The sequence below is a fragment of the Methylobacterium oryzae genome, assembly GCF_036441375.1.
Lineage (GTDB): Bacteria > Pseudomonadota > Alphaproteobacteria > Rhizobiales > Beijerinckiaceae > Methylobacterium > Methylobacterium oryzae_A.
The window spans coordinates 16,479-40,891 of record NZ_MLCA01000017.1; the positions used below are offsets into that span (position 1 = coordinate 16,479).

The 24,413-nt window shown below is 72.7% G+C and carries 15 protein-coding genes and 3 pseudogenes; 10 read left to right on the top strand and 8 right to left on the bottom strand.

Annotated elements, in window-relative coordinates:
* Positions 1-138: 138 nt before the first annotated feature.
* The 5 genes from MOTC310_RS30745 to MOTC310_RS30765 form a co-directional block, all read right to left on the bottom strand.
* Positions 139-1,089 carry a phosphatase PAP2 family protein gene (locus MOTC310_RS30745; RefSeq protein WP_331304524.1) on the bottom strand — a complete coding sequence of 317 codons (951 nt, stop codon included), beginning with the start codon at positions 1,087-1,089 and terminating at the stop codon, positions 139-141.
* A 74-nt stretch (positions 1,090-1,163) separates the two neighbouring features.
* Positions 1,164-2,237: an acyltransferase family protein gene (locus MOTC310_RS30750; protein ID WP_331304525.1), complete on the bottom strand. Its 1,074-nt coding sequence runs from the start codon at positions 2,235-2,237 to the stop codon at positions 1,164-1,166.
* A 115-nt stretch (positions 2,238-2,352) separates the two neighbouring features.
* Positions 2,353-2,853 carry a cupin domain-containing protein gene (locus MOTC310_RS30755; protein WP_331293071.1) on the bottom strand — a complete coding sequence of 167 codons (501 nt, stop codon included), beginning with the start codon at positions 2,851-2,853 and terminating at the stop codon, positions 2,353-2,355.
* Between the two features lie 133 nt (positions 2,854-2,986).
* Positions 2,987-4,519: a glycosyltransferase family 2 protein gene (locus MOTC310_RS30760; RefSeq protein WP_331304526.1), complete on the bottom strand. Its 1,533-nt coding sequence runs from the start codon at positions 4,517-4,519 to the stop codon at positions 2,987-2,989.
* 19 nt (positions 4,520-4,538) lie between these two features.
* Positions 4,539-7,670 (bottom strand): rhamnan synthesis F family protein, encoded by a 3,132-nt coding sequence (locus MOTC310_RS30765; protein ID WP_331304527.1) that lies wholly within the window; start codon positions 7,668-7,670, stop codon positions 4,539-4,541.
* A 338-nt stretch (positions 7,671-8,008) separates the two neighbouring features.
* Here MOTC310_RS30765 and MOTC310_RS30770 point away from each other — a divergent pair, with 338 nt between their 5' ends.
* Genes MOTC310_RS30770 through MOTC310_RS30780 form a run of 3 tightly spaced genes read left to right on the top strand, consistent with a single transcriptional unit; the run spans position 8,009 to position 11,887 of the window.
* Entirely contained in the window at positions 8,009-9,013 is a 1,005-nt protein-coding gene (locus tag MOTC310_RS30770) for an AAA family ATPase (RefSeq protein ID WP_331304528.1), read from the top strand.
* Between the two features lie 2 nt (positions 9,014-9,015).
* The gene (locus MOTC310_RS30775; RefSeq protein WP_331304529.1) at positions 9,016-9,927 is read left to right on the top strand and encodes a DUF58 domain-containing protein; all 912 of its coding nucleotides are present in this window, start codon (positions 9,016-9,018) and stop codon (positions 9,925-9,927) included.
* 7 nt (positions 9,928-9,934) lie between these two features.
* Positions 9,935-11,887, top strand: a complete 1,953-nt coding sequence (locus tag MOTC310_RS30780) for a BatA domain-containing protein (protein ID WP_331304530.1) — start codon at positions 9,935-9,937, stop codon at positions 11,885-11,887.
* On the opposite strand, the pseudogene MOTC310_RS30785 reads toward MOTC310_RS30780, so the two are convergent.
* Positions 11,884-12,045: pseudogene (locus tag MOTC310_RS30785) on the bottom strand (aldo/keto reductase); the annotation flags it as partial. The gene MOTC310_RS30780 and the pseudogene MOTC310_RS30785 sit on opposite strands and share 4 nt — an antisense overlap.
* Between MOTC310_RS30785 and MOTC310_RS30790 the strand changes: the two are divergent.
* From MOTC310_RS30790 to MOTC310_RS30810, 5 genes and pseudogenes are all read left to right on the top strand, one after another.
* Positions 12,041-12,727: pseudogene (locus MOTC310_RS30790) on the top strand (DUF4159 domain-containing protein); the annotation flags it as partial. The pseudogenes MOTC310_RS30785 and MOTC310_RS30790 overlap by 5 nt on opposite strands.
* Before the next feature lie 334 nt (positions 12,728-13,061).
* Positions 13,062-15,200: a hypothetical protein gene (locus MOTC310_RS30795; protein WP_331304531.1), complete on the top strand. Its 2,139-nt coding sequence runs from the start codon at positions 13,062-13,064 to the stop codon at positions 15,198-15,200.
* Between the two features lie 148 nt (positions 15,201-15,348).
* On the top strand, positions 15,349-17,274 hold the full coding sequence (locus MOTC310_RS30800) for an extracellular solute-binding protein (RefSeq protein WP_331304532.1): 1,926 nt from the start codon (positions 15,349-15,351) through the stop codon (positions 17,272-17,274).
* A gap of 14 nt (positions 17,275-17,288) precedes the next feature.
* Positions 17,289-19,157 carry an extracellular solute-binding protein gene (locus MOTC310_RS30805; protein ID WP_331304533.1) on the top strand — a complete coding sequence of 623 codons (1,869 nt, stop codon included), beginning with the start codon at positions 17,289-17,291 and terminating at the stop codon, positions 19,155-19,157.
* A 4-nt stretch (positions 19,158-19,161) separates the two neighbouring features.
* Complete coding sequence (locus MOTC310_RS30810; RefSeq protein WP_012320577.1) at positions 19,162-20,268, top strand: microcin C ABC transporter permease YejB; 1,107 nt, start codon at positions 19,162-19,164, stop codon at positions 20,266-20,268.
* 19 nt (positions 20,269-20,287) lie between these two features.
* Here MOTC310_RS30810 and MOTC310_RS30815 read toward each other — a convergent pair whose 3' ends face one another.
* A complete protein-coding gene (locus MOTC310_RS30815; protein ID WP_331304534.1) occupies positions 20,288-20,776 on the bottom strand; it encodes an Rrf2 family transcriptional regulator in 489 nt (162 codons plus the stop codon).
* A gap of 193 nt (positions 20,777-20,969) precedes the next feature.
* On the opposite strand from MOTC310_RS30815, the gene hmpA reads away from it, so the two are divergent.
* Positions 20,970-22,211 (top strand): NO-inducible flavohemoprotein, encoded by a 1,242-nt coding sequence (gene hmpA / locus MOTC310_RS30820; RefSeq protein ID WP_331304535.1) that lies wholly within the window; start codon positions 20,970-20,972, stop codon positions 22,209-22,211.
* Positions 22,212-22,218: 7 nt separating this feature from the next.
* On the opposite strand, the pseudogene MOTC310_RS30825 reads toward hmpA, so the two are convergent.
* Positions 22,219-23,131: pseudogene (locus MOTC310_RS30825) on the bottom strand (AraC family ligand binding domain-containing protein).
* 62 nt (positions 23,132-23,193) lie between these two features.
* Here MOTC310_RS30825 and MOTC310_RS30830 point away from each other — a divergent pair.
* Entirely contained in the window at positions 23,194-24,390 is a 1,197-nt protein-coding gene (locus tag MOTC310_RS30830) for an MFS transporter (RefSeq protein ID WP_331304537.1), read from the top strand.
* The last annotated feature ends 23 nt before the right edge of the window (positions 24,391-24,413 follow it).

A 24,413-nucleotide genomic window follows, 5' to 3' on the forward strand; every position in this document is an offset into this window, starting at 1 on the left:
GCGAGCGGTGCGTGTTCGTTCCCTGCCGGAGGGTGAACCAGAGCCGGTCGCCTGGAGGCTGTCGCAATGGGCCAGAACGAATTCCTGGTCCTGGGCCGNCGGGGCGAGGCGCTCTGAGGCGCCCGCCGGCCGCGGGCCTCAGGCCGGCCCGGGCGCGGGCCCGGCATCGGGTGCTCCGGATCGGAGCGCCTTCGGGGCTCGCCGCCCGAGCGCCCGCGCGGCGCAGATCGCCAGGGCGGCGATGATCAGCCCGGCGATCACGTCGACGAAGTAGTGGCCCCCATCGATCGGCGTGGCGGCGATGAGGAGGCCGTTGACGAGAAGGGCCGGGATCCGGGCCGCGCGCAGGCTCCAGAAGGCCCGGATGTAGAGGCCGCCCAGCGCCGCATGGAAGCTCGGGAACGTGATGATGCCCTCGACGTGGTCGAGGGAGATCGTCCGGAGCGTGCCGTCGCGCAGGCCGGTCAGGTCCGCGACGTGGACGTAGGACGCGGCCGGGTGCAGGTTGGGAAAGTCCGCCGGCGACAGGCCCAGGAACACGAAGTTCGCCAGGGCCGGCGTCAGCGCGGAGACCAGGACTGTCACCGTTCCGGCGAGGGCGAAGGCCAGGACGAAGTCCTGCAGGGCCCGCAGCCGGCCGCTGAAGCCGAGCAGGATGATCGCCAGCATGGTCTGCAGGATCAGGCTCCGGTAGGCGAGCGAGAGCGCCAGCCCGAGACGCGGATGGCCGTCCACGAAGGCCAGGTAGGCGCGCCAGTCCAGACCGAGCCGACGGTCCCAGGCGTGGAACGTCGCGTCCCAGAGCGGGCCGCCGGTGCTCGCGACCGTATACGACAGGGCGGCCGCACAGGCGCTGAAGGCGATGACCTGCGCCAGCGCGCTGAGCGTCGCGGCGATGCGCGGCTCGGGGCGGCGCGTGCGGTAGAGCTGCGCCAGGGCCTCGAGCCCGCCGCAGGCCCCGACGGTGACGAGGGCACTGTCCCAGGCGAAGTGCAGCCCGGCGACCGCCATCCAGACGAGGGTCGCGACGAGCGTGGCGGCGATCAGGGGCCACGCGCCGGCGCCGCCGCGCGGGCGCTCAGCGAACATCGGGGCCCGTCGCGTGTGGCGCTGTCATCGAAGGTCTTGCGGCCGGAATGCGGGCCGATCGTCCCGCAATACTCTTAAGGATCCGCCCCGGAGAACCGCGGCCGCGTCGCGGAATCCGGCGGCCGCGCGCGACGCCGACGCCCGGCGAGCCTGTCGGCCAAGCCGTCGACTACGCCGTCCGAGGCCCTGCGGACGGCCCGGATCGGCCCGCGCAGCGCCCGGGCCACGATCAGGTGCAGGGGCAGGCCGAGGGCGGCGAGCAGCGCCAGGCGGTCCCACCGGTCCCAGTCGGGCCAGTGCGGCGCCAGGAGGAGGAAGAAGCCGCTGACGATGTAGAGTTCGAAGCTCGCCCGCCCGAGCAGGGCCGCCGCGGCGCGCGGCGGGCCGCGCAGCCGGCCGACGATCGCCAGCGCGAACGCCGAGCCCGCCACGGCCGTCACGGCGAACAGCGCCGGGTCGCCGTACTGCCCGGTCGCGACGTGGACGAAGTTCCGCGGCGCGCAGAGCAAAAGCACCGCGAGGCCGCAGGCGCCCAGCAACGCGGAGACGTCGAACGCGCGTGGCCCGAGCCGCCGGCCCGCAACGTAGAACGGCAGGGCGCCGACGAGTGCGTGGACCTGCCAGAACCGGAACGCCTGCGCGCTGCAGATCCACGACAGGGCCAGGGCGCCGCCCAACACGACCCAGTAGGCTTGGGGAAAAGTCGCCGCGCGCGCCGCGGCGTCGATCACCCGCACCAGCCCCAGGGCAACCAGGAACCAGAGCACGCCCAGGCCGAAATTGCGGCCGTACAGCGCGTCGCGAAGCGCGTCCGCGGGCGACAGAGTGCCGTCAAGGGCCTGGGGGACCAGCGCGAGGGTGCCGAACGCTAGCGCCACCACCGCGAGCTTCAGCGCTGAGAGGCAGGCGGCACCGAGACCCGCCTCCCCCTTGATCCGGTCGACCATCCCGCAGAGCAGGAAGAAGAACGGCATGTGGAAGGCGTAGATGACCCGCCAGACCGCGAGGGCCGGCCCCGGCTCGAGCCCCGACGGGCCGTAGAAGACGGGCTGCAGCAGGTGGCCGAGGAGGACCAGCAGCACGGCAAGGCCGCGCGCGGCGTCGAGCTGCAGGTCGCGGGATGGAGCCATCGGGTCGGTTCGCGGCATCGGGGATCCGATGATGCGGCGCCAAGCCTTAGCAAGCCGTGTCACCAGATTGCGGGACTCAACCTAGACGGTACCTCTTCGGCTCCGCGCGTCGGGGGACGCCGGTCCCGGCGCCTCAGCCGGCGACGAGCGCCCGGGCCCGGCGCAGCCAGCGCAGGGACGCCTCGACGAGGGTCGGGCTGCGGTGCTTGAGGATCGCCGATTTCAGCAGCGTCCGGGGCACCTCCCAGAGCTGGACGGAGCCGACCGGGAAATGCGCCACGTCGCCCGGCGTCAGGTGGTGGCGGCTGCCGTCCGCGTCGGTGACGAAGACCTCGCCGTCGAGGATGGTGACGATCTCGTCGGCGTGGTGGGTCCAGCGGAACGTGCTGGCCGTGGTGCGCCACAGGTAGACCTGCGCGCTCCCGTCATGGGTCTGCGAGACCTCCGCGACCTCGGTGACGGGGTCGCCGGTGACGACCCAGGCCGCCGGAATCGGCGCCGGGACGAAGGCGGCGCCGCCCGACCGGACCGCCGTGCTGGCGACGGGGCGGCCCCGCTCGTGCAGCCGGATCTCCGCCGCGAGGCCGATCAGGGCGAGGCCGACGAGGAGAGCGGCGGCGAGCAGCTTCTTCACGGTCGGCTCCCCACCCCGGCGCGGACGAATCTGTCCGCGGATCCCGCCCAAGGGGGTAGAGGCTGGTACTGTCCCGTTCCAGCCCGCCGCGCCGAACTTCGCGCGTTTAGCTTAACCCGGGTCCGCCGGCCGATCAGGCCGCGTTCGCCCGGCGCTCCGTGATCCAGCGCGTCGCCTCGGCCCGCGGCGCGACCACGTCGGTGTCGATGCGCAGCTGCGGGCTGTAGGCCGGATCCTCCGCGATGACGTCGCCCCAGCGCCGCAGGAAGCGCGCGATCTGCGAGCCCGGCGCGAAGCTGGTCTGCCGCGAGGCGCTCTCGTGATGCGCCATCTCGGCGAAGGGCGTGTAGACGATGCGGTAGCCGAGCTGACGCATCTTCAGGCACAGGTCCACGTCGTTGAAGTCGAGGGCGAAGCCTTCGTCAAAGCCGTTGACCGCCTCCAGCACCGCCTTGCGGGTGGCGAAGAGCGCCCCGGTCACCGCCGAGCAGTCGCGCTGCGTCAGAGCCCAGTCGCCGTAGGTCGGCTCGGCCGCGTCCCGGTTGTACCAGGGATGGGCGAACACGTCGAAGATGCCGCCGGTCATGCCGGCATGCTGGATCTTGCCCGTGGGGAACAGCAGCCGGCCGCCGGCGCCGCCGACGCCGCGGTCCAGCGCGAAGGTCAGGAGCGCCTCGATCCAGCCGGGACGGCGCACGACCAAGTCGTCGTTCATCAGGATGACGAGGTCGGTCTCGGCCGCGCGCCAGAGCGTGTTCATCTTGGCCGCGTAGTTGAACCGCTCGCCCCGTGCCCGGGTCGTCAGCAGGCGGGTCACGGCGAAGCGGTCGGAGCGTCCGCGGTAGATCGCGTCGTCGGCCACGTCGTCGCCGATCAGCACGCGGATCCGGTCGGCCGGGTAGGTGCTGCGGCCGAGACTGTCGAGCAGGTTGATCACGTGGGGCTTGGCGCCCTCCACGGCGCGGCCCTGGTCGTCCTTCGGGCGGCTCTGGTTGGTCGGCACGACCAGGGTCACGGCCGGCCGCGCGTCGAAGCTCCGGCGGATCTCCAGCGTGTCCGCGGTCAGCCCCGGGGCGGCGCGGAGCGGTATGCCGGACGTCTCGAACCACCGGTCGAGGGCGTGGGCGCGGGCCGTGCGCGTCGCCTTCGGGCGCTCCAGCGGCGAGGCGATCAGGGTCTGGGGGATCCGGTCGATGCCGATCCCCGCGGAGATCGCGCCGAGCAGGAACCGGAACCACGCGGCGCTGCCGTGGCGCAGGCCGAAATCCGGGCTCAGGCCGGCCAGGGCCGAGACGCGGACGAGGAGCGGGAAGCCGATATAGTCGTCGGCCATGAGGAGCGCCGGGTTGAAGGCCGGCTTGCAGTGGACGCTGCGGACCTGGCCGGCGCCGTCCACCACGGCGTCGTCGCCGTAGAAGATGCCGATATCGGGCCGCTCCGCCAGCGCGCGCGTCAGGTGCGCCACGAGATCGGGGCGCAGCTCGGAGGCCGCGGGGGCGACGAAGACCGCCCGGCAGGCGGGGAGCTGTCCGGCCCTGACCTGGCCGAGCCGGCGCTCGTCGAGGGGGCGGACCTGCGCGTCGAGCGGCAGCGGCAGGATCGCGTTCGGCCAGGGGAGCGCGCCCCACGAGGCCGACGGGGCCGGAACCGGCTTCTTCTTCAACACGGGTCGCGTCTCCGGGGAATCAGGACCGTTCGGCCGCCAGGAGGCGGGTCAGGCTCGCCTCCATGGCGCGCGCCACCGCGCCGATGGACAGCCGCTCGCGGATGCGCGCCCGGGCGGCGGCGCCGATCCGGGCCGCGTCGCCGCCGGTCACCGCCCGGGCCGCGTCGTTGAGGGCCCGGGTCAGGTCCGACTCGTCCACCTGGCCCCACTCGGCGCCGCGCAGGTACGGGCCGTAGGTCTGGTCGAGGGCCGTGACCTCCGCCTTGACGGGGAAGCCGCAGGCGGCGTCGAGGAAGTCGCGGCAGCCGCCGTAATCGGTGGCGACCACGACCTTGCCCATCTCCATCGCCTCCGCGATCGTTAGGCCGAAGCCCTCCGAGGAGTGCGACGAGGCGTAGACCGCGCAGAGGTCGAAGAGCGCGCCGAGCTCGTTCTGGGAGAGCGGCTGGTCGATCACCACCACGTCGCCGGACGTGCCCACGAGGTCGAGGAGCTTCTTGCCCTCCTCGGGCAGGTCGAAGACGTGCTTGGTCTTGAGCACGAGCTGCCACCCCGCCTGCCCCAGCCCGGCCGCCCGGAAGGCGCGGATCAGCGCGTGCGGGTTCTTGCGGGCGAGGTAGCTCGAGCCGTCGAAGGCGTAGAGGATCACCCGCCTGGACGGATCGATCGCGAAGGCCTTGCGCAGGTTCGCCTTGGCGGCGGCGCTCGGCGGCTCGCCGGCCTCGTTCTCGACCACGTAGGGCACCACGTCGACCGGGATGTCGGTGATCTGCCGGAAGATCGCCGCGCAGAACTCCGTGGGCGCCCAGATCGCGTCGAGACCGTCGACGGTAGGCAGCCAGCCGCCGGGCACGTGGGAGGTCTCCCAGACGAACAGCCCGATCTTGAGCCGCGCCTCGGCGGCGATCGCCCGCTGCCGGTCGCTCATCAGCGAGTGCCAGCTGTCGCCGTTGAAATGCACCAGCGCGACGTCGGCGGGGCCCGAGAAGGTCCGGGCCTGCCACGCCGGCGCGACCCGGGCGTGGACGTGGAACGGCCGCTCCATCGGGTGGACGTTCAGCGCGAAGGGGGTCCGATGCAGGGCGCGGGCGTAGCTGCGGGCCGCGACGCCGAGGCCGTTGGCGTAGTTCATCGGCGAGACGTAGGCGACGCGCAGCGGCCGCTCCGGCGCCCGGGGCCGGCGCAGGTCGGCCCAGATCTTGGCGCCCGGATACGTGTAGGTCACGTCGAGCCGGTCGAGGTCGAAGCCGCGCTCGGCGATCGCCTCCCGCACCGCCGCCCCGCCGATCGCGGCGTGCTCGCCCAGCAGCGAGCGCTTCACGAACGGGAAGCCCTGGCTGAGCATGTTCTCCCAGTCGAACAGGGTGCGGTTGTTGCGCGGGTCGTTGACCAGCGACATGTGCTTGTTCTGGGCCGAGAACAGGCTGCGCATCCCGAGCCCGGCCGCCCGCATCCGCTGCGAGAAGGTCAGCTCGTATTCGGTGATGACCGCGTTCTTGTCCGGCCAGTTCGCCACCGACAGGAGGAAGTGGCTGAACGCGTAGGAGGACAGGCAGCGCCGCTTCAGGGCCAGGAAGAAGCTCTGGAGGTGGTGGCTGTAATAGAAATTGTCGGCGAGGCCGATCACCGCCTCCGGGAAGGCGTCGATCTTGGCGAGCAGGCCGGCGAAGTCGTCGCGGTCGAGGGGCCCGACGAGGCTGTCGTTGGCGAGGTAGAGCGTCTCGGAATCGAGGAGGTCGGTGTCCTCCAGGAGGACATGCGCCCAGGCGGCGAAGTCGAAGCCGCTGTTCTCGCGCAGGTAGACCGAGGCGCAGAGATCCAGGATCGCCTGGGGCACGGCGTTCTTGTGCTGGTCGGCGGCGATGATCAGGACGAGGTCGGTCCCGTTCTCCGCGAAGGCCCGCAGGTAGGGCTCGACATGGCCGCGGATCCGCCCCTCCGGGCAGTGGGTGATGAACAGGGCCGTGCGGCCGTGCCGCCGGGGCTCGCGCTTCAGGCAGGAGAGGCGCGCGTCGGAGGCTTCCGGCACCGCGGCCCCGGGGACGCGGCGGGTCAGGCGGCCCGCCTCCAGGCCGGTCGTGACGTAGTCGACCAGCGGGTTGAGGCCGAGCGCCGCGACCTTCGGGTAGCGGGCGCGGTACCAGGGCGCGTCGAAGCGCGGCGACGGGCTCGTCGTGCGGCCCCCGTCGGCGAGGAAATGCGCCAGCGGGTTCTGCCCGGCCGCGTCGTCGAGCAAGTAGGTCTCGGTGTACCAGCGCGTGTCGAACCAGGGCCCCGGGTCGAGGCCCTCGGCGGCGCCGTGCTCCAGGTAATGGACCAGCGGGTTGAGGCTGTCGGCCCGCACGGCGGCGGACTGGGCCGCGTACCAGTCGGGATCGAACAGCGGGTGGGGCGCGTAGCGGCGGTAGCCGCCGGCCATCACGTAGTGCTCCAGGGGCTCGAGCCCGCTGGTCTCGGCCTCGGGGCAGCGCTCGCGGTAGAACGCGGCGTCGAAGAGCCCCGACCGCCGGATCAGGTCGACGTGCCGCGACAGGCCAGCGAACTCCTCCGGGTTGCGCAGGTAGCCCTGTTTCCGGCCGGTCTCGAAGAAGTGGCTGAGGGCGTTGCCGCCGGCCGCGCGGGCATCCGGGTAGCGGGACAGGTACCAGGCGGTGTCGAACTGAGGCGACGGGTCGGTGTCGCCCCGCGAGAGGAAGTCGGAGAACGCCCGGGCGCGGTGCTCGGCGCCGCCGAGGTAGCGCGCCGCGTACCAGTCCGGGTCGAACAGCGGGTTGGGGCGGATGCCCGACGCGGCGCCGCGGTCGAGGTAGTGGAGCAGCGGGTTGATGCCCTCGGCCCGGAGGCCCGGAACGGAGTCGAGGTAGAGGTCACCGTGGAACAGCGGGTGCGGCCAGCGCCCCTCGCGGCCGCCGTGGACCGCGTAGTGCACCGCCGGATCGATCCCCTCGCCGACCACGTCGGGGTAGCGCCTCGCGTACCAGGCCGAGTCGAACAGGCCGGATTCCTTGACCGCGCGGACGAGGTCCGCCTGCCGGGGCTCGCCGCGGCGGCGGCCCTTGAGGCGCCGGGTCAGCGGCCGGGCGAGGGTCTGCGCCGCGCCGGCGAGGCCGGCCTTCTCCGACGATCCGACGAACACATCTCGAAGGCGCATGGTCAGGTCCGGATACGCGGGAAGCCCGCAAAGCTGCCCACGCCGCGATCCGCGAGAGACATCAGAGGGTTCGGCCGGTCCGGCGGTCGCGGGTGAGGATCGCCCCGGCTTGGGCGCCTTCCTAAAGGTCCGGGTCGCCCACGCCAAGAGCGGGGCGGGATCGGCGTCCGACCCATCGCGGGCGGCTCCGGCCTCGGCGAGGGCGTCGGACGTCGCGAACACGGCCGCGAACGGGCGTGCGGCGATCCCGACCTTGCCAGCCCGGCACCTGAAGCCCCACACTTGCGGCATTGGCCGGCGGGGTCCCGCGGGGCTCCGGGCAGGAGATGGATATCGGCATGACGCAGGGGATCAGCCCGGCCACCACCCTCGACGACGGCATCGTGGCAACGGCGGAGACCTGCCTCGCCGCCGTCGGCGCGGCGCGCGAGGCGATCCACGGGGTGATCTTCGGCCAGGAGGAGGTCGTCGATCTCGCACTCGTGACCATCCTGGCCGGTGGCCACGGCCTGCTGGTCGGCCTGCCGGGGCTCGCCAAGACCAAGCTGGTCGAGACCCTCGGCACGGTGCTCGGCCTCGACGCGCGGCGCGTGCAGTTCACCCCGGACCTGATGCCCTCCGACATCCTCGGCACCGAGATCCTGGAGGAGGATGCCGACCGCCGCCGCGCCTTCCGGTTCGTGCAGGGGCCGGTCTTCACCCAGCTCCTGATGGCCGACGAGATCAACCGGGCGAGCCCGCGCACGCAGTCGGCCCTGCTGCAGGCCATGCAGGAGGGCCACGTCTCGGTGGCGGGCGCCCGCCACGACCTGCCGCGGCCGTTCCACGTGCTCGCCACCCAGAATCCGATCGAGCAGGAGGGCACCTATCCCCTGCCCGAGGCGCAGCTCGACCGCTTCCTCTTGGAGATCGACGTCGGCTACCCCGACCGCGCCGCCGAGCGGCGGATCCTGATCGAGACCACCGGCGTGGACGAGGCGCGCCCGCGGGCCGTGATGTCCACCGAGCAGCTGCTCACCGCCCAGCGCCTCGTGCGCCGGCTGCCGGTGGGCGAGGCCGTGGTCGAGGCGATCCTCGACCTCGTGCGCGCCGCCCGGCCGGACAGCGGCGACGCCATCGTGAAGGACAAGCTCCTCTGGGGGCCCGGCCCCCGCGCCAGCCAGGCGCTGACGCTCGCAGCCCGCGCCCGGGCGCTGATCGAGGGCCGGGTCGCGCCGTCGGTGGCCGACGTGAAGGCGCTCGCCGAGCCGGTGCTCAAGCACCGGATGGCGCTGAGCTACACCGCCCGCGCCGACGGCGAGACCATCGAGGGCCTGATCGCCAAGCTCGCGGAGAAGCTCTGACTTTGGTCGCGACGAACGCCCTCGACGCCGGCAGGCGCACCCCCGGCCGGCGCGAGAGCGAGGGCGCGACCGCCCTCTCCGACAAGATGCCCCGCCTCGTCCTGGAGGCTCGCCGCGTGTCGAGCCTGCTGGCCCACGGCCTCCACGGCCGCCGCCGCGCCGGGCCGGGCGAGAGCTTCTGGCAGTTCCGCCCCTTCGTCACCGGCGAGGCCGCGGCCCGCGTCGACTGGCGCCGCTCGGCCCGCGACGACCGGCTCTACGTCCGCGAGCGCGAATGGGAGGCCGCCCACAACATCTGGCTGTGGATCGACCGCTCGGCCTCGATGGGCTTCGTTTCGGACCTCGCCTCGGCCCCGAAGATCGAGCGCGCGCTGATCCTAGGCCTCGCCCTGGCCGACGCCTTCGTGGAGGGCGGCGAGCGGGTGGGCCTGCTCGGCCTGACCCGCGCGAGCGCCTCCCGCGGGATCGTCGAGCGCCTGGCCCAGGCGCTCGTGGCCGACACGGCCGGCCTGACCCAGGACCTGCCGCCCCGGGCCAGCCCCGCCCGCTTCGACGAGGTGGTGCTGATCGGCGACTTCCTGACCGAGCCCGACCGGATCGCGGCCTCCGTGCAGAGCCTCGCCGGCCGCGGCAGCCGCGGCCATCTCCTCATGGTGGCGGACCCGATCGAGGAGACCTTCCCGTTCACCGGCCAGGCCGTCCTGCACGATCTCGAGGGCGGCCTCAGCCTCGATATCGGCGACGCCGACGCCTGGGGCGCGCGCTACCGCGCCCGGATCGCCGAGCACCGGGCGGCGCTCGCCGCCATCGCCCGCGGACAGGGCTGGACGCTGACGATCCACCGCACGGACCGGCCGGCGAGCGAGGCGGCCCTGCGGCTCGCCACGCTGATCGCCGCCCGCGGCACGGAGTGAGGCCGCCATGCTGGGTCTGACCTTCGCGGCGCCGCTGGCGCTCGCCGCCCTGATCGGCCTGCCGGCCCTTTGGTTCCTGCTGCGGGTGACCCCGCCGCGCCCCCGCCGGATCAACTTCCCGCCGCTGAAGCTCGTCGCCGACCTGATCCCGCAGCGGCAGACGCCGGCGCGCACGCCGCCCTGGCTGCTGATCCTGCGGCTCCTGATCGCCGCCGCCCTGATCCTCGCGGTCGCCGGCCCGGTCTGGAACGCCGGGGGCGTCGGGGCCGGCGGTGGCCGCAGCGCGCTCCTCGTGCTCCTCGACAACGGCTTCCCGGCCGCCCACGACTGGCGCGACCGCCTGCGCGTCGCCACCGACGCCGTCGAGGGCGCGGCCCGCGACGGCCGGCCCGTGGCGGTGATCGGCCTCGCCGACGCCCCCGCGGCCTTCGAGGCGAAGACGCCGGCCGCCGCCCTGGAGCGGCTGCGCGCCCTCGCGCCGCGGCCGATCCTCCCCGCCCGCGACACGCATCTCGCGACGATCGAGACCTTCCTCGACAAGAACCGCGGCGCCGGCCTCGTCTGGATCAGCGACGGCGTCGCCGGCGCGGGCGACACGCGCTTCGCCAAGGGGCTCGCCGATCTCGCGGGCGACAGGGGCGCGGCCCTCACGGTGCTGCGGGCCGACAGGCCGCCGGCCCTCGCCCTGACCGCCACCGAGAACGCCGGCAAGCTCGTGACCCACGCCCTGCGGGCGGCGCCGAACGGGCGCGACGCGGGCGTGATCCGGGCGCTCGACCAGAAGGGCCTGCCGCTCGCCGAGCGCGACTTCGCCTTCGCGGCCGACGCCACCGAGGCGGACGCGACCTTCGAGATGCCGGTGGAGCTGCGCAACAGCATCAGCCGGCTGGAGATCGCGGGCGAGCGCTCGGCCGGCGCCGTGGTGCTGCAGGACGAGCGCGGCAAGCGCCGCCGGGTCGGGCTCGTGTTCGGCGGCACCCTCGACCAGGCGCAGCCGCTCCTGGCGCCGACCTACTACCTGTCGCGGGCGCTCCAGCCCTTCGCGGACGTGCAGGAGCCGCGGGGCGCCAAGGGCACGGCGGACTCGATCAACCAGCTCCTCGACAATCAGGTCTCGGTCCTCGTGCTGGCCGATGTCGGCGCGCTCGACGAGAAGACCACCGCGCGGATCGAGAGCTTCGTGAAGGACGGCGGGATGCTGCTGCGCTTCGCCGGCCCGCGGCTCGCCGCCGGCAACGATCCGCTCGTGCCCGTGCGGCTGCGGCGGGGCGGCCGGACCCTCGGCGGCACGCTCTCCTGGGACAGCCCCAAGACCCTGGCCCCCTTCCCGCCCGAAAGCCCCTTCGCGGGCCTGACGCCGCCGGCCGATATCGGCGTGCGCCGCCAGATCCTGGCCGAGCCGGACGGCGACCTGCCGAACCGGACCTGGGCGTCGCTCCAGGACGGCACGCCGATCGTCACCGCGCAGAAGCGCGGCCAGGGCACGATCGTGCTGTTCCACGTGACCGCCGACACGACGTGGTCGAACCTGCCGCTCTCCGGCCTGTTCATCGACATGCTCCGGCGCGTCGTGGCGCTGGCCGGCGCCGCGGCGCCGGTCCAGGGGGACGCGACGCGGGCCGCGGCCCCGGTGCTCGCGCCGCGGGTGACGCTGGACGGGTTCGGCGCGCTGGGCTCGCCGCCGGCCTCGGCCACCGCGGTGTCGGCCGACTACGCCGACCGGGCGAACCTCGAACATCCGCCGGGCTTCTACGGCCCGCCGGACGGAGGCATCAGCGTGAACGCCCTGAAACCGGATGACCGGCTGAAGCCCCTCGACACCGCCGCGCTCGAGGGCGCCCGGTTCGGATCCCTCGCCGGCGCCGAGACCCTGGACCTGCGGCCGAGCCTGTTCACCCTGGCGCTGCTGCTGCTGGCGCTCGACACCCTGGCGGGGCTGTGGCTCGGCGGCTTCCAGTAGTAGGCCTGCAGGGTCTCGAAGCGGGCGAGCCCGGCCCGCGCGCTGATGCCCAGCGCCTTCACGACCTGCCACGCCGCCCAGTTCGAGACGCCGACGTAGCGGACGTGGCCGTGCTGGACGAGGATGTCGAGCGCCCGCACCTGCTCCTCGACCGCCGTCGACGAGGCGAGCCGCACCGGCCTCACCGGTCTGACCCAGATGCTGGCCGCGCGCACCGCGCTGGAGCCGGGCGAGCCGGCCGGGATCGATCCGGCGAAGGACGAGCTGGCCTTCTACCCGCTGATCTACTGGCCGATCGCCCCGAACCGGCCGCAGCCCTCGGACGTCGCGATCCGCAAGATCGACGCGTTCATGCGCAACGGCGGCACGGTCCTGTTCGACACCCGCGACGCGCTCACCGCGCGGCCGGGCGGGCCGCCCAGCCCGGAAGGGGCCTATCTCCGGAAGATGCTGGCGACTCTCGAGGTGCCGGAACTGGAGCCGGTGCCCCTCGACCACGTGCTGACCAAGGCTTTCTACCTCGTGGACAGCTTCCCGGGCCGCTACGCCACCGGCCAGACCTGGGTGGAGGCGCTGCCGCCGGCCGCCGAGGGCGCCGAGCGCCGCCCGGCCCGCGCGGGCGACGGCGTGAGCCCGATCATCATCACGGGCAACGACCTCGCCGCCGCCTGGGCGGTGGGCCGCCGGGGCGAACCGCTCTACCCGGTCGTCGGCGGCGACCAGCGCCAGCGCGAGATGGCGTTCCGGGGCGGCGTGAACATCGTGATGTACACACTCACCGGCAACTACAAGGCGGACCAGGTCCACGTGCCCGCGCTGCTGGAGCGGCTGGGACAGTGATGGCCTCGGGCACGCGGCGCGCGGCCGCATCCTCTCCCGCCTCTGCGCGCCTGCAGATCCGAACCGGGCGCGCGCCGATGCGGCGGCAGGACAGGGCGCGGGCCCCCTCTCCCGTGCGGGAGAGGGACAGGGTGAGGGATGAGACCTGTCCGCACGTGGCGCGTCCCGGTCGGGCGTCGCGGGTGTGCTGGGCACGGATGCGCCGTATCCCTCACCCCAACCCTCTCCCGCACGGGAGAGGGAGCCCGTCGCGGCCGCCCGCGCCCCTGCGTGAGCGTGGCGGTTCATGGAATGATGCGCAGCCTCGCCTCACGGATCCGGAGCGCTCCGCCCCATGCTGAGCCTCAGCTTCACGCCCCTCCTGCCCTGGCCGGCGATCGCCGTCCTCGGCGCCGTCGTCGCCGTCCTGGCGGTCTTCGCCGTGCTGGCGCGCGGCCGGACCGCGCTGCTGCGCGTCCTCGTCCTCGCCCTGGTGCTCGCGGCGCTCACCAACCCGGCGCTGGTGCGCGAGGACCGGGAGCCCGTGAAGGACGTGGCCGCCATCGTGGTCGACCGGTCCGGGTCGCAGCAGCTCGGCGACCGGCCGCAGATGACCGACGCGGTCCGCGCCGAGCTGCAGCGCCGGTTCGGCGCGCTCACCGATATCGAGCCCCGCTTCATCGACGTGCCGGATTCCAAGGACGGCGACGACGGCACCAAGCTGTTCACGGCCCTGAGCCAGGCGCTCGCCGACGTGCCGCCGGAGCGCCTCGCCGGGATCGTGATGCTCACCGACGGCGTGGTGCACGACGTCCCCGCCTCCCTGGCCCAGCTCGGCATCAAGGCGCCGCTCCACGTCCTCGTCACCGGGCACCCGGACGAGCGCGACCGGCAGATCAAGCTCCTGGAGGCGCCCCGCTTCGGCATCGTCGGCAAGGACCTGACGATCCGCGCCGAGGTCATGGAGCGCGGCGGGACCGGCCACGCCGTCGTCACGGTGCGCCGCGACGGCGAGGAGATCGGCCGGCGGGACGTCGCCACCGACAAGCCGTTCGCCCTCAACCTGCGCATCGAGCACGGCGGCCCGAACGTGGTGGAGATCGAGGTCGAGCCGCTGCCGGGCGAGCTCACCACGGTCAACAACCGGGCGGTCCTGCCGATCGAGGGCATCCGCGAGAAGCTCCGGGTGCTGCTCGTCTCAGGCGAGCCGCACCAGGGCGAGCGCACCTGGCGCAACCTCCTGAAGTCGGACGCCAACGTCGACCTCGTCCACTTCACCATCCTGCGCCCGCCGGAGAAGCAGGACGGCACGCCGATCTCGGAACTCTCCCTGATCGCCTTCCCGACGCGCGAGCTGTTCGTCCAGAAGATCAAGGATTTCGACCTGATCATCTTCGACCGCTACGCCAACCAGAGCGTGCTGCCGCAGGCCTATTTCGACAACATCGTCCGCTACGTCCGCGAGGGCGGCGCCCTGCTGATCGCCGCCGGACCCGAATTCGCCGGACCGGCGAGCCTCGCCCGCACGCGGCTCGCCGGCATCCTGCCCGGCGATCCCGACGGCCGGGTCGTCGAGAAGCCCTACAAGGCGACGCCGACTCAAGTCGGCCAGCGCCACCCGGTGACCCGCGACCTGCCGGGCTCGGACGCGAACCCTCCGGCCTGGGGCGACTGGCTGCGCATCATCGAGGCGCGCACCCGGCCGGGAATCCAGCCGATCCTGTCGGGGGCCGAGGGCCTGCCGCTGCTCGCGCTGTCGCGCGAGGACAAGGGCCGCGTCGCCCTGCTCCTGTCCGACCACGCCTGGCTCTGGGCGCGGGGCTACCAGGAGGGCGGCCCCTATCTCGACCTGCTGCGCCGCCTCGGCCACTGGCTGATGAAGGAGCCGGCCCTGGAGGAGGAGGCCCTGCGCGCCCAGACCACCGGACGCGGCCGCGAGGTGCGGGTCGAGCGCCAGACGATGGCGGACCAGGCCGAGCCGGTCACCGTCACGGGCCCGGCCGGCAAGGTGACGACGCTGACGCTCAAGCCCAAGGAGCCCGGCCTGTTCACCGCGACCTTCGACGCGGAGACCCTGGGCCTGCACACCCTGCGGTCGGGCAACCTCGTGGCCTTCGTCAGCGTCGGGCCGGCCAACCCGCGCGAGCTCGCCGACGTGTTCAGCGACACCGAGCGGCTGAAGGTCGTGGCCGACGGGTCGGGCGGCTCGGTCCGCCGAGTCGCCGAGACCGGCGGCATCCAGGTGCCGCGCCTCGCGCTGGTGCGCGGCGGCCGCCTCGCCGGCAGCGACTGGATCGGCTTCCGTCCGAGCGACAGCGCCAATATCCGCGGCGTCGAGGTCTACCCGCTGGCGCTCGGACGGAAGCCGATCCAGTCGCTGCCGGCGAGGCGGCCGCCGCGCACCAGCGCGAGGCGCGGCACCTGGATGCCGCCGGTCTCGGCGACTCGGCGGACCGAGCCGCCCGACCCGTCGGCCACGACCTTCANGGCGTGACGCGGACCCGCGGCGGGTCGCGCGCGGCGCGCGTGCGGCCCCGTGCGCTCCCGCATGGTCGACGGGTGGCCGCCCGCGTCCTATGACCCCGGTACTCTCGAGATGCCCGCGCCGCGCGCGGGCCCGACGCAACGGAGACAGCCTGCCCGTGACAGCGCAGACCGTGACTGGACGCCTCCTCGCCGCGACACTCCTCGTCGCCTGCCTCCAGCTCGCCCCGGCCCGTGCGCAGGAACCGGCCGCGATGCCGTCGACGCCGCCCGCCGTGCCGGCCACCCTGCCGGCCGCCAACGGCCAGTGGACCCACGCGATCACGCTGATGGGCCAGCCGAAATACGGCCCTGACTTCACGCATTTCGACTACGCCGACCCGGCCGCCCCCAAGGGCGGGACGGTCCGCTTCGGGGCCCAGGGCGGGTTCGACAATTTCAACATCGTCGTCGCCGGCCTGAAGGGCGACCTCGAGAACGGCATCCAGCAGATCTACGACCCGCTGATGACCGAGTCGTCGGACGAGCCGTTCACCTCCTACGGCCTGCTCGCCGAGGCGGTGCGGATCGCCCCCGATCTCGGCTCGGTCTCGTACCGGCTGCGCGAGAACGCCCGCTGGCACGACGGCAAGCCGATCACGCCCGAGGACGTGGTCTGGTCCTTCGACGTGCTCAAGGCCAACAGCCCGTTCTACGCCGCCTACTACCAGACCGTGGCCAAGGCAGAGGTGACCGGGCCGCGCGAGGTGACCTTCACCTTCACCGAGACCGGCAACCGCGAGCTGCCGCAGGTGATCGGGCAGCTGCGCGTCCTGCCCAAGCACTGGTGGACCGCCAAGGACGCGAACGGCAAGCCGCGCAGCGTCACCGAGACGACCCTGGAGCCGCCGCTGGGCTCGGGCCCCTACCGGCTCGCGAAGTTCGAGCCGGGCCGCACCACCACCTACACCCGCGTGCCCGATTACTGGGGCAAGGATCTGCCGGTGAATGCCGGGCGCTACAACTTCGACACCGAGCGCTACGAGTATTTCCGCGACGGCACCGTGCTGGTCGAGGCGCTGAAGGGCGATCTCTACGATTTCCGGGTCGAGAACATCGCCCGGAACTGGGCGACCGCCTACGAGGATTTCCCCGCCGTGAAGGAGGGCCGGCTGATCAAGGAGGCGTTCCCCGAGCGCGGCATGGGCATCATGCAGGCCTTCGCGTTCAACACGCGCCGGGACAAGTTCAGGGATCCGCGCGTCCGCCGGGCCTTCAACCTGGCGATGAACTACGAGGAGATGAACAAGGCGCTGTTCTACGGCCTGTACAAGCGGATCAACTCCTACTTCTTCGGCTCGGAGCTGGCCTCCTCGGGCCTACCCGAGGGCGAGGAGAAGGCGATCCTCGAGAGCGTCAGGGACAAGGTCCCGGCCTCGGTCTTCACCACCCCCTACGCCAACCCGGTCAACGACGGCCCCGAGGCGGTGCGCAGGAACCTGCGCGAGGCCGTCGGCCTGCTGCGCGAGGCCGGCTACGAGCTGCGCGGCGGCAAGATGGTCAGCAAGGCCACCGGCGAGCCGCTGACCGTCGAGTTCCTGGAGTTCCAGAACACCTTCGAGCGGGTCATCCTGCCGTTCGCGGCGCAGCTGAAGCTGATCGGCATCGACGCCACCCTGCGGGTGATCGACCAGGCGCAGTACCAGAACCGAATCCGCAACTTCGACTTCGACGTCACCACGTCGTCGTGGGGCGAGTCGCTCTCGCCCGGCAACGAGCAGCGCGAGTACTGGGGCTCGGTGGCGGCCGACAAGCCGGGCTCGCGCAACCTGATCGGGATCAAGGATCCCGGCATCGACGCCCTGATCGAGAAGGTCATCTTTGCCAAGGACCGGCACACCGTGATCGCGGCGACGCGGGCGCTGGACCGGGTGCTCCTGGCGCACGACTACGTCGTCCCGCAATGGTCGTCCGACCAGCAGCGGACCCTGCGCTGGAACCGGTTCGGCCACCCGGCGATCCTGCCGCTCTACGCCAGCTCCGGCTTCCCGACGACGTGGTGGTACGACGAGAAGCTCGCGGCCAAGACCGGGGCGCCCCGTTGACGGGGGCGCCCGGGATGCCGACCCGGCGCGGGCTGGTCCTCGGGGCCGGCGCCCTCGCGGCGCTGCCGCCGTGGCGCCGGGCGCTGCCGCCGTGGCGCCGCGCCCGGGCGGCCGACGCCGCCGAGCGCCACGGCCTATCCAGCTTCGGCGAGCTGAAATACGGTCCCGACTTCGCGCATTTCGACTACGTGAACCCGATGGCACCCCGCGGCGGGCGCTTCTCGGCGCAGCTCGCCGCGACGACCGGCAACCAGTCGCTCAACACCTTCAACACGCTCAACATCTTCGTGCTGCGCGGCGACGGGGCCGCCGGCATGCCCCTGACCTTCGACAGCCTGATGGTCCGGGCCCTCGACGAGCCGGACGCCCTCTACGGGCTGGTGGCGCGCGCCGTCACGGTCAGTCCGGACGGCCTGACCTACACCTTCGCGTTGCGCCCGCAGGCGCGGTTCCACGACGGCTCGCCGCTGACCGCGCGGGACGCCGCCTTCAGCCTCAAGCTCCTGCGCGACAAGGGCCACCCCGAGATCGCCGAGGTCATCCGTCCCATGACGGACGCCCGGGCCGACGGCGACGGGCGGCTCGTGGTGACCTTCGAGCCGGGCCGCGCCCGCGACCTGCCGCTGTTCGTCGCGCAGCTGCCGCTCTTCTCCGCCGCCTACTACGCCGGCCGGGACTTCGAGGCCTCGACCCTGGAGGCCCCTCTGGGTTCCGGCCCCTACCGGGTCGGCGCGGTCGATCCGGGCCGGAGCATCGGCCTGGAGCGCGTGCCGGATTACTGGGCCGCCGAACTGCCGGTGAATGTCGGCCAGAACAACTTCGACGCGATCCGCTACGAGTATTTCCGCGACCGCACCGTGGCCTTCGAGGCGTTCAAGAGCGGTGCCTTCACGTTCCGCGAGGAGTTCACCGCCCGGGTCTGGGCCACCGGCTACGACTTCCCGGCGATGAATGAGGGCCGCTTGGTCCGCGAGACGGTGCCGGACGCGCGGCCGAGCGGGACGCAGGGCTGGTGGATCAACACCCGCCGCGCCGCGTTCCGCGACCCGCGGGTGCGCGAGGCGATCGGCCTGTGCTTCGATTTCGAGTGGTCGAACCGCAACCTGATGTACGGCGCCTACGCGCGCACGGCCTCGTTCTTCGAGAATTCCGACCTCAAGGCGACCGGCAAGCCCTCGGCCGAGGAGCTCGCCCTGCTGGAGCCGTTCAAGGACCTGCCGCCCGAGGTGTTCGGCGAGGCCTGGGCGCCGCCGGTCTCCGACGGGTCCGGCCAGGACCGGGCGCTGCTGAAGCGCGCCGACGCGCTCCTGCGGGAGGCCGGCTGCACACGCCAGGGTGGCAGTCTCCTGCTCCCCGGCGGTCAGCCCCTGACGCTCGAGTTCCTCGACGAGGATCCGGTCTTCCAGGCGGTCACGCAGCCCTTCATCCGCAACCTGGGGCTGCTCGGCATCAGGGCGAGCCTGCGCACGGTCGACCCGTCCCAGTACCAGGCCCGGCTGAAGGATTTCGACTTCGACGTCACGCCGCGCCGCTACAGCAGCGGGCTCACCCCCGGCGTGGAGCTGCGCGAGACCTACGGCTCCCGGTCCGCCGGGACCGCGGGCTCCAACAACCTCTCGGGGATCGCGAACCCGGCGATCGACGCGCTGCTCACCGCCGTCGCCGACGCGACGTCGCGGGCGGAGCTGACCACCGCCTGCCGGGCCCTGGACCGGGTCCTGCGGGCCGGGCGCTACTGGGTGCCGATGTGGTACGCCTCGACCCACCGCCTCGCCCTCTGGGACGTGTACGGCCGCCCGGCGACGCCGCCGAAATACGACCTCGGCGCCCCCGGGACGTGGTGGTTCGACGCCGACAAGGCCAAGCGGATCGGGCGGGACTGACGCCATGCTCGCCTACATCCTGCGCCGCATCGGCCTGATGATCCCGACCCTGTTCGGGATCATGCTGATCACCTTCACCATCGTGCAGTTCGCTCCCGGCGGCCCGGTGGAGCGGGTTCTGTCGCAGCTCCAGGGCCAGCGCGACGGGGCCATGTCCCGCGTCACCGGCGGCTCGGGCGACCTCGGCGGCGCCAGCCGACCGTCGGGCGGCGGCGGCGACGCCAGTTCCCGCTATCGCGGCGCCCAGGGATTGAGCCCGGAATTCATCGCCAAGCTCGAGAAGCAGTTCGGCTTCGACAGGCCGGCGCCCGAGCGCTTCGCCAAGATGCTGTGGGACTACGTCCGGTTCGATTTCGGCCGCAGCTACTTCCGCGACGTCACGGTCATTCAGCTCATCAAGGAGCGGCTGCCGGTCTCGATCTCGCTGGGCCTGTGGATGACGCTCCTGTCCTACGCAATCTCGATCCCGCTCGGCATCCGCAAGGCGGTGGCCGACGGCACGCGGTTCGACCGCGCGACCTCCTTCGTGGTGATCATCGGCTACGCGATCCCGGGCTTCATGTTCGGGCTGATGCTCATCATCCTGTTCGCCGGCGGCTCGTTCTACCAGTGGTTCCCGCTGCGCGGCCTGACCAGCGAGGGCTGGGAGAGCTTCTCGCCCTGGCACAAGGTGACCGACTACGCGTGGCACATGGTGCTGCCGCTGACCGCCCTGGTGATCGGCGCCTTCGCCACCTCGACCCTGCTGACCAAGAACTCGTTCCTCGACGAGATCCGCAAGCAGTACGTGCTGACCGCGCGGATGAAGGGTCTCTCCGAGCGGCGCGTGCTCTACGGGCACGTGTTCCGCAATGCCATGCTGATCGTGATCGCGGGCTTTCCGGGCGCCTTCATCTCGGCCTTCTTCACCGGCTCGCTGCTCATCGAGACGATCTTCTCCCTCGACGGCCTGGGCGAGCTGTCGTTCCGGGCGATCGTCGGGCGCGACTATCCGGTGGTGTTCGCCACGCTCTACATCTTCTCGCTGCTCGGGCTCGCGGTGAACCTGCTGTCCGACCTGATCTACGTCTGGATCGACCCGCGGATCGATTTCTCGGCGCGGGCGACCTGACCGCGCGGCGCGCGGGCCGTCAGGTCTCCGGGACGCTCACCGCGTCGACCGGCGGCAGCGCGACGGGCGGAGAGCCGGCGAGGCCCAGAAGGGCCGCGATCGCGTCGCCGTCCGGCGAGCCGAGGAGGTCCGCCAGGGTGCAGCGGTCGAGGACGGCGAGGAACGCCGCGAGGGCCTCTCCCAACACCCGCCGGAGCCGGCACGGGGCCGTGATGGCGCAGGCCCCGCCCCCGAAGCACTCGACCAGCGCCAAGTCGTCCTCGGTCTGACGCACCACGGCACCGACGACGATCTCCTCCGGCGGCTTCGCCAGCCGCAGACCGCCGCCCCGGCCGCGGATCGTCCGGATCAGGCCCAGCCGTCCCAGCTGGTGGACCACCTTGGTCAGGTGGTTCTCCGAGATGCTGTAGGCGCGCGCGATCGCGGCGATGGAGCTCTGCTGGGGCTCGTGGAGCCCGACGTAGATCAGCGTGCGCAGCGCGTAATCCGTGTAGCGGGTCAGGCGCATTTCAACTCCAGAAGGCGATCCGTACCGTGAGGCGATGCCAGGTCCGCCGCGGTCTGGGTCCGTAAGCCCTGCGGAGGATCGGCACCACCACCGGCATGGGGACGAACGTCATCCCTATAAGATGTATCGGCATTGCATCTTTTCGAGAGGCGCGCTAAAAGGAGCATGTCAGATGCACCTTTTGAGCTGTGCCATGCCCGCGCCCCTGTCCCCCGCCACCGTCGCTCTCATCAAGGCCACCGTGCCGGCCCTGGAGGCCCACGGCCTGACCATCACGAAGCGCATGTACGGGCGCCTGTTCGAGAATGCGGAGATCCGCGACCTCTTCAACCAGTCCCATCACGGCGAGACCGGATCGCAGCCGAAGGCGCTGGCCCAGGCCGTGCTCGCCTACGCCCGCAACATCGACAATCTCGGCGTCCTGGCGGGGGCCGTCGAGCGCATCGCGCAGAAGCACGTCGCCCTGAACATCCTGCCGGAGCACTATCCCTACGTGGCCGACGCCCTCCTCGGCGCGATCGGGGACGTCCTCGGCGATGCCGCCACGCCGGAGATCGCCACGGCCTGGGGCGAGGCTTACTGGTTCCTGGCGGAGCTGCTGATCGGCCGGGAGGCCGCGATCTATCGCGACCATGCCGGCAAGCCGGGCGGCTGGAACGGCTGGCGCGACTTCGTGGTCGAGAGCGTGACTCAGGAGAGCGAGACGATCCGCTCCTTCGTCCTGGTCCCGGCCGATGGCGGCCCGGTGCTGCGGCATCGGCCGGGGCAGTATCTCGGCTTCCTCCTGGACCTGCCGGGCCGCGGCGTGCTGAAGCGGAACTACTCGGTATCCTGCGCGCCGAGCGACCGGGCCTACCGCATCACCGTCAAGCGCGAGGCGGCGCCGGGCCGACCGGCCGGGATCGCCTCGAACTGGCTGCACGACCACGCGCGGCCCGGCACCGTGCTGAAGGTCGCCGCCCCCGCGGGCGACTTCGCCCTCGACGGCCAGGGCGACGAACCCGCTGTGCTGGTCAGCGGCGGCGTCGGGCTGACCCCGATGATCAGCATGCTGGAGACGATCGCGGCGGACAGTCCGGACCGGCCGACTTGGTACGTGCACGGCGCCCTGTTCGGCCGCGTGCACGCCCTGCGCGACCAGGCCCGGTCACTCGCGACGCGGGCCCGCAACACCACGCTCGTGACCTTCTACGCGGAGCCCGAACCCGCGGACCGGCAGGGCGCGGACTACGACGTCCAGGGCCTGATCACGGCGGACTGGCTCGCGGAGCACACGCCGCACGACCGCGCGACCTACTATCTCTGCGGTCCCAAGCCGTTCCTGCGGGACCTCGTCACCGGCCTGCTGCGCCGCGGCGTCCCGGCCGAGCGGGTGAAGTTCGAGTTCTTCGGCCCGGCCGACGAGCTCTTCGAGGAGCCCCGGCAGGCGGCCTAGACGGCGCTCACACCCTCCCGTCGCCGCGGAGCGGGTGCTCCGGGCCGAGCACCCGCGCTACGGTCGTCCGCAGCGCCTGCGCGCTCCGGTAACCCACGGCCGCCGCGACCGCCCGCGGCGGCCGCCCCTCGGCCGCGAGCGCCAGCGCCCGGATCACGCGGGCCCGGGCCCGCCAGTCGCCGAAGCTGAGGCCCGTCTCNCAGGCGCGCCTCGTGACGGCGCACGAACAGCCACAGGGCCAGGCCGCCGAACACTACCAGCGCCAGCAGGGTCAGGCCCACCGGACCGACGATGTGCTCGATCTGGCGCCCGCAATAATACGAGCCGATGCCCATGCTGCCGGCCCAGGCGTCGAGATCGGCCTCCGAGGCCGGATCCTCGATCAGCGCGAGACAGACCCGGCGCAGGCGCGCGTCGCGCGGGAGCGGCAGCGCGAGCGGCGTCGCGGGGGCGCGGCCGATCTCGTCGAGCACCAGGGCGGCGAGGTGGCCGCCGCGGCCCGCCTCTGCGTAGAGCACCGGCTCCTCCGCCAGCGCCGTGAGCGCGGCGGCGAGGAGCCGCGACACCGCGATCACCCGGCAGCTCGCCGGGAAGGACCGGACCGCGGCGGGATCGAGATAGGCCGAGCACATCGCGACCGCGCCGTGGGTCGCGACCGCGTGCGGCAGAAGCGGCGGGATCCAGAGGGCGTGCCCCTCGGGAACCACCCAGGTGCCGTCCTCCGCGAACGCCATCATCAGCCCGGACGTGGCGTAGAGCAGCTGCGCGCGGGGATGGAAGTGCCGGGCGAGGTGCATTCCGGCCGCGTAGGTCTTGGGCATCACCGCGACCGGGCGCGGCACGTCCTGATAGTCGGCCGCCTCGGTCGACCGCCCCGCGGCGCCGCGCGCCTCCGTCGAGATTGGCCCGTTCGCATACATATCCGGCCCAACACCGCCATCGGGTCAGGCTATCAGGGGGCCGTCCCGGAGGATACGCCGCGATGGATTCGGACACGCTGTCCCGCCGCACCCTGCGCTTCGTCAACGTCGCGCACGCCCTCGACCATTTCGTGCTGCTGATCTACCCGACCGCGGTGATCGCCATCGCGGCCCAGACCGGGCTCGGCTACGGCGAGTTGATCGGGCTCGCCACCGGCGCCTTCGTGGCCTTCGGCCTGTGCTCGCTGCCGATGGGCTCGCTCGCCGACCGGTTCGGGCGGCGCAACATGCTGGCGGTGTTCTTCTTCGGCTACGGCCTGTCCTGCCTCGGCGTGGCGAGCGCCTCGACGCCGCTGGGCTTCGCCCTCTGGCTCTGCGTCCTCGGACTCGCCTCGGCGATCTACCACCCGGTCGGCTCGGCCATGCTGGTGACCCATGCCCGCCGGCTCGGCCGCGATCTCGGCGTCAACGGCGTCTGGGGCAATCTCGGCGCGGCCTCGGCCTCCGGCCTCACGGCGCTCCTCGCCGCCGCCGTCAGCTGGCGCGCGGCCTTCGTCGTTCCCGGCCTCGTCTGCCTCGCCTGCGGGGCCGCCTTCGCGGCCCTGGTCCCGGGCGACGGCGACGCCGCGGGCCGGAAGGCCGGCGGCGCCGCGGTGATCCCGGTGACCCGGCCCTGGGCGCTCATGGCGATGTTCGCCCTGTCGATCTTCGCGGGCGGCCTGACCTTCAACCTGACGACGATCAGCCTGCCCAAGGTGATCGACGAGGGCGTCGGGCAGGCGCTGCCGCTGGCGCTGACCGGCTCGATCGCCACCGGCGTCTTCCTGTTCGGCGCGCTGATGCAGCTCGCCATGGGCCGGCTGATCGACCGCTACAGCCTGCCATCCCTGTTCGTGGCGCTCTCGGTGCTGCAGCCGCTGGGGCTCGGGATCGCGGCCGCCTCCACCGGCCTGCCGCTGCTCGCCGGGCTCGTCCTCGCCATGACGGCGATCTACGGGCAGGTTGTGATCAACGACGCGATGATCGCCCGCTACGTGCCGCCCGCCTACCGGGCCCGCGCCTACAGCGTGCGCTACTTCGTGGGCTTCACGGCGAGCGGCTTCGTGGTGCCGGCGATCGCCCTCCTGCACGACCGCGGCGGCTTCGCGCTGGTCCTCGGCGTCGCCTCCGCCTGCGGCGCGGTGATCTGGCTCGCGGCCCTGGGCTTCCTGAGGCTGACGCAGGGCGGCGAACGGCCCGCCCTGGCCGCCGCCGAGTAGCGCGACGGTTTGCGGCTCGGGCC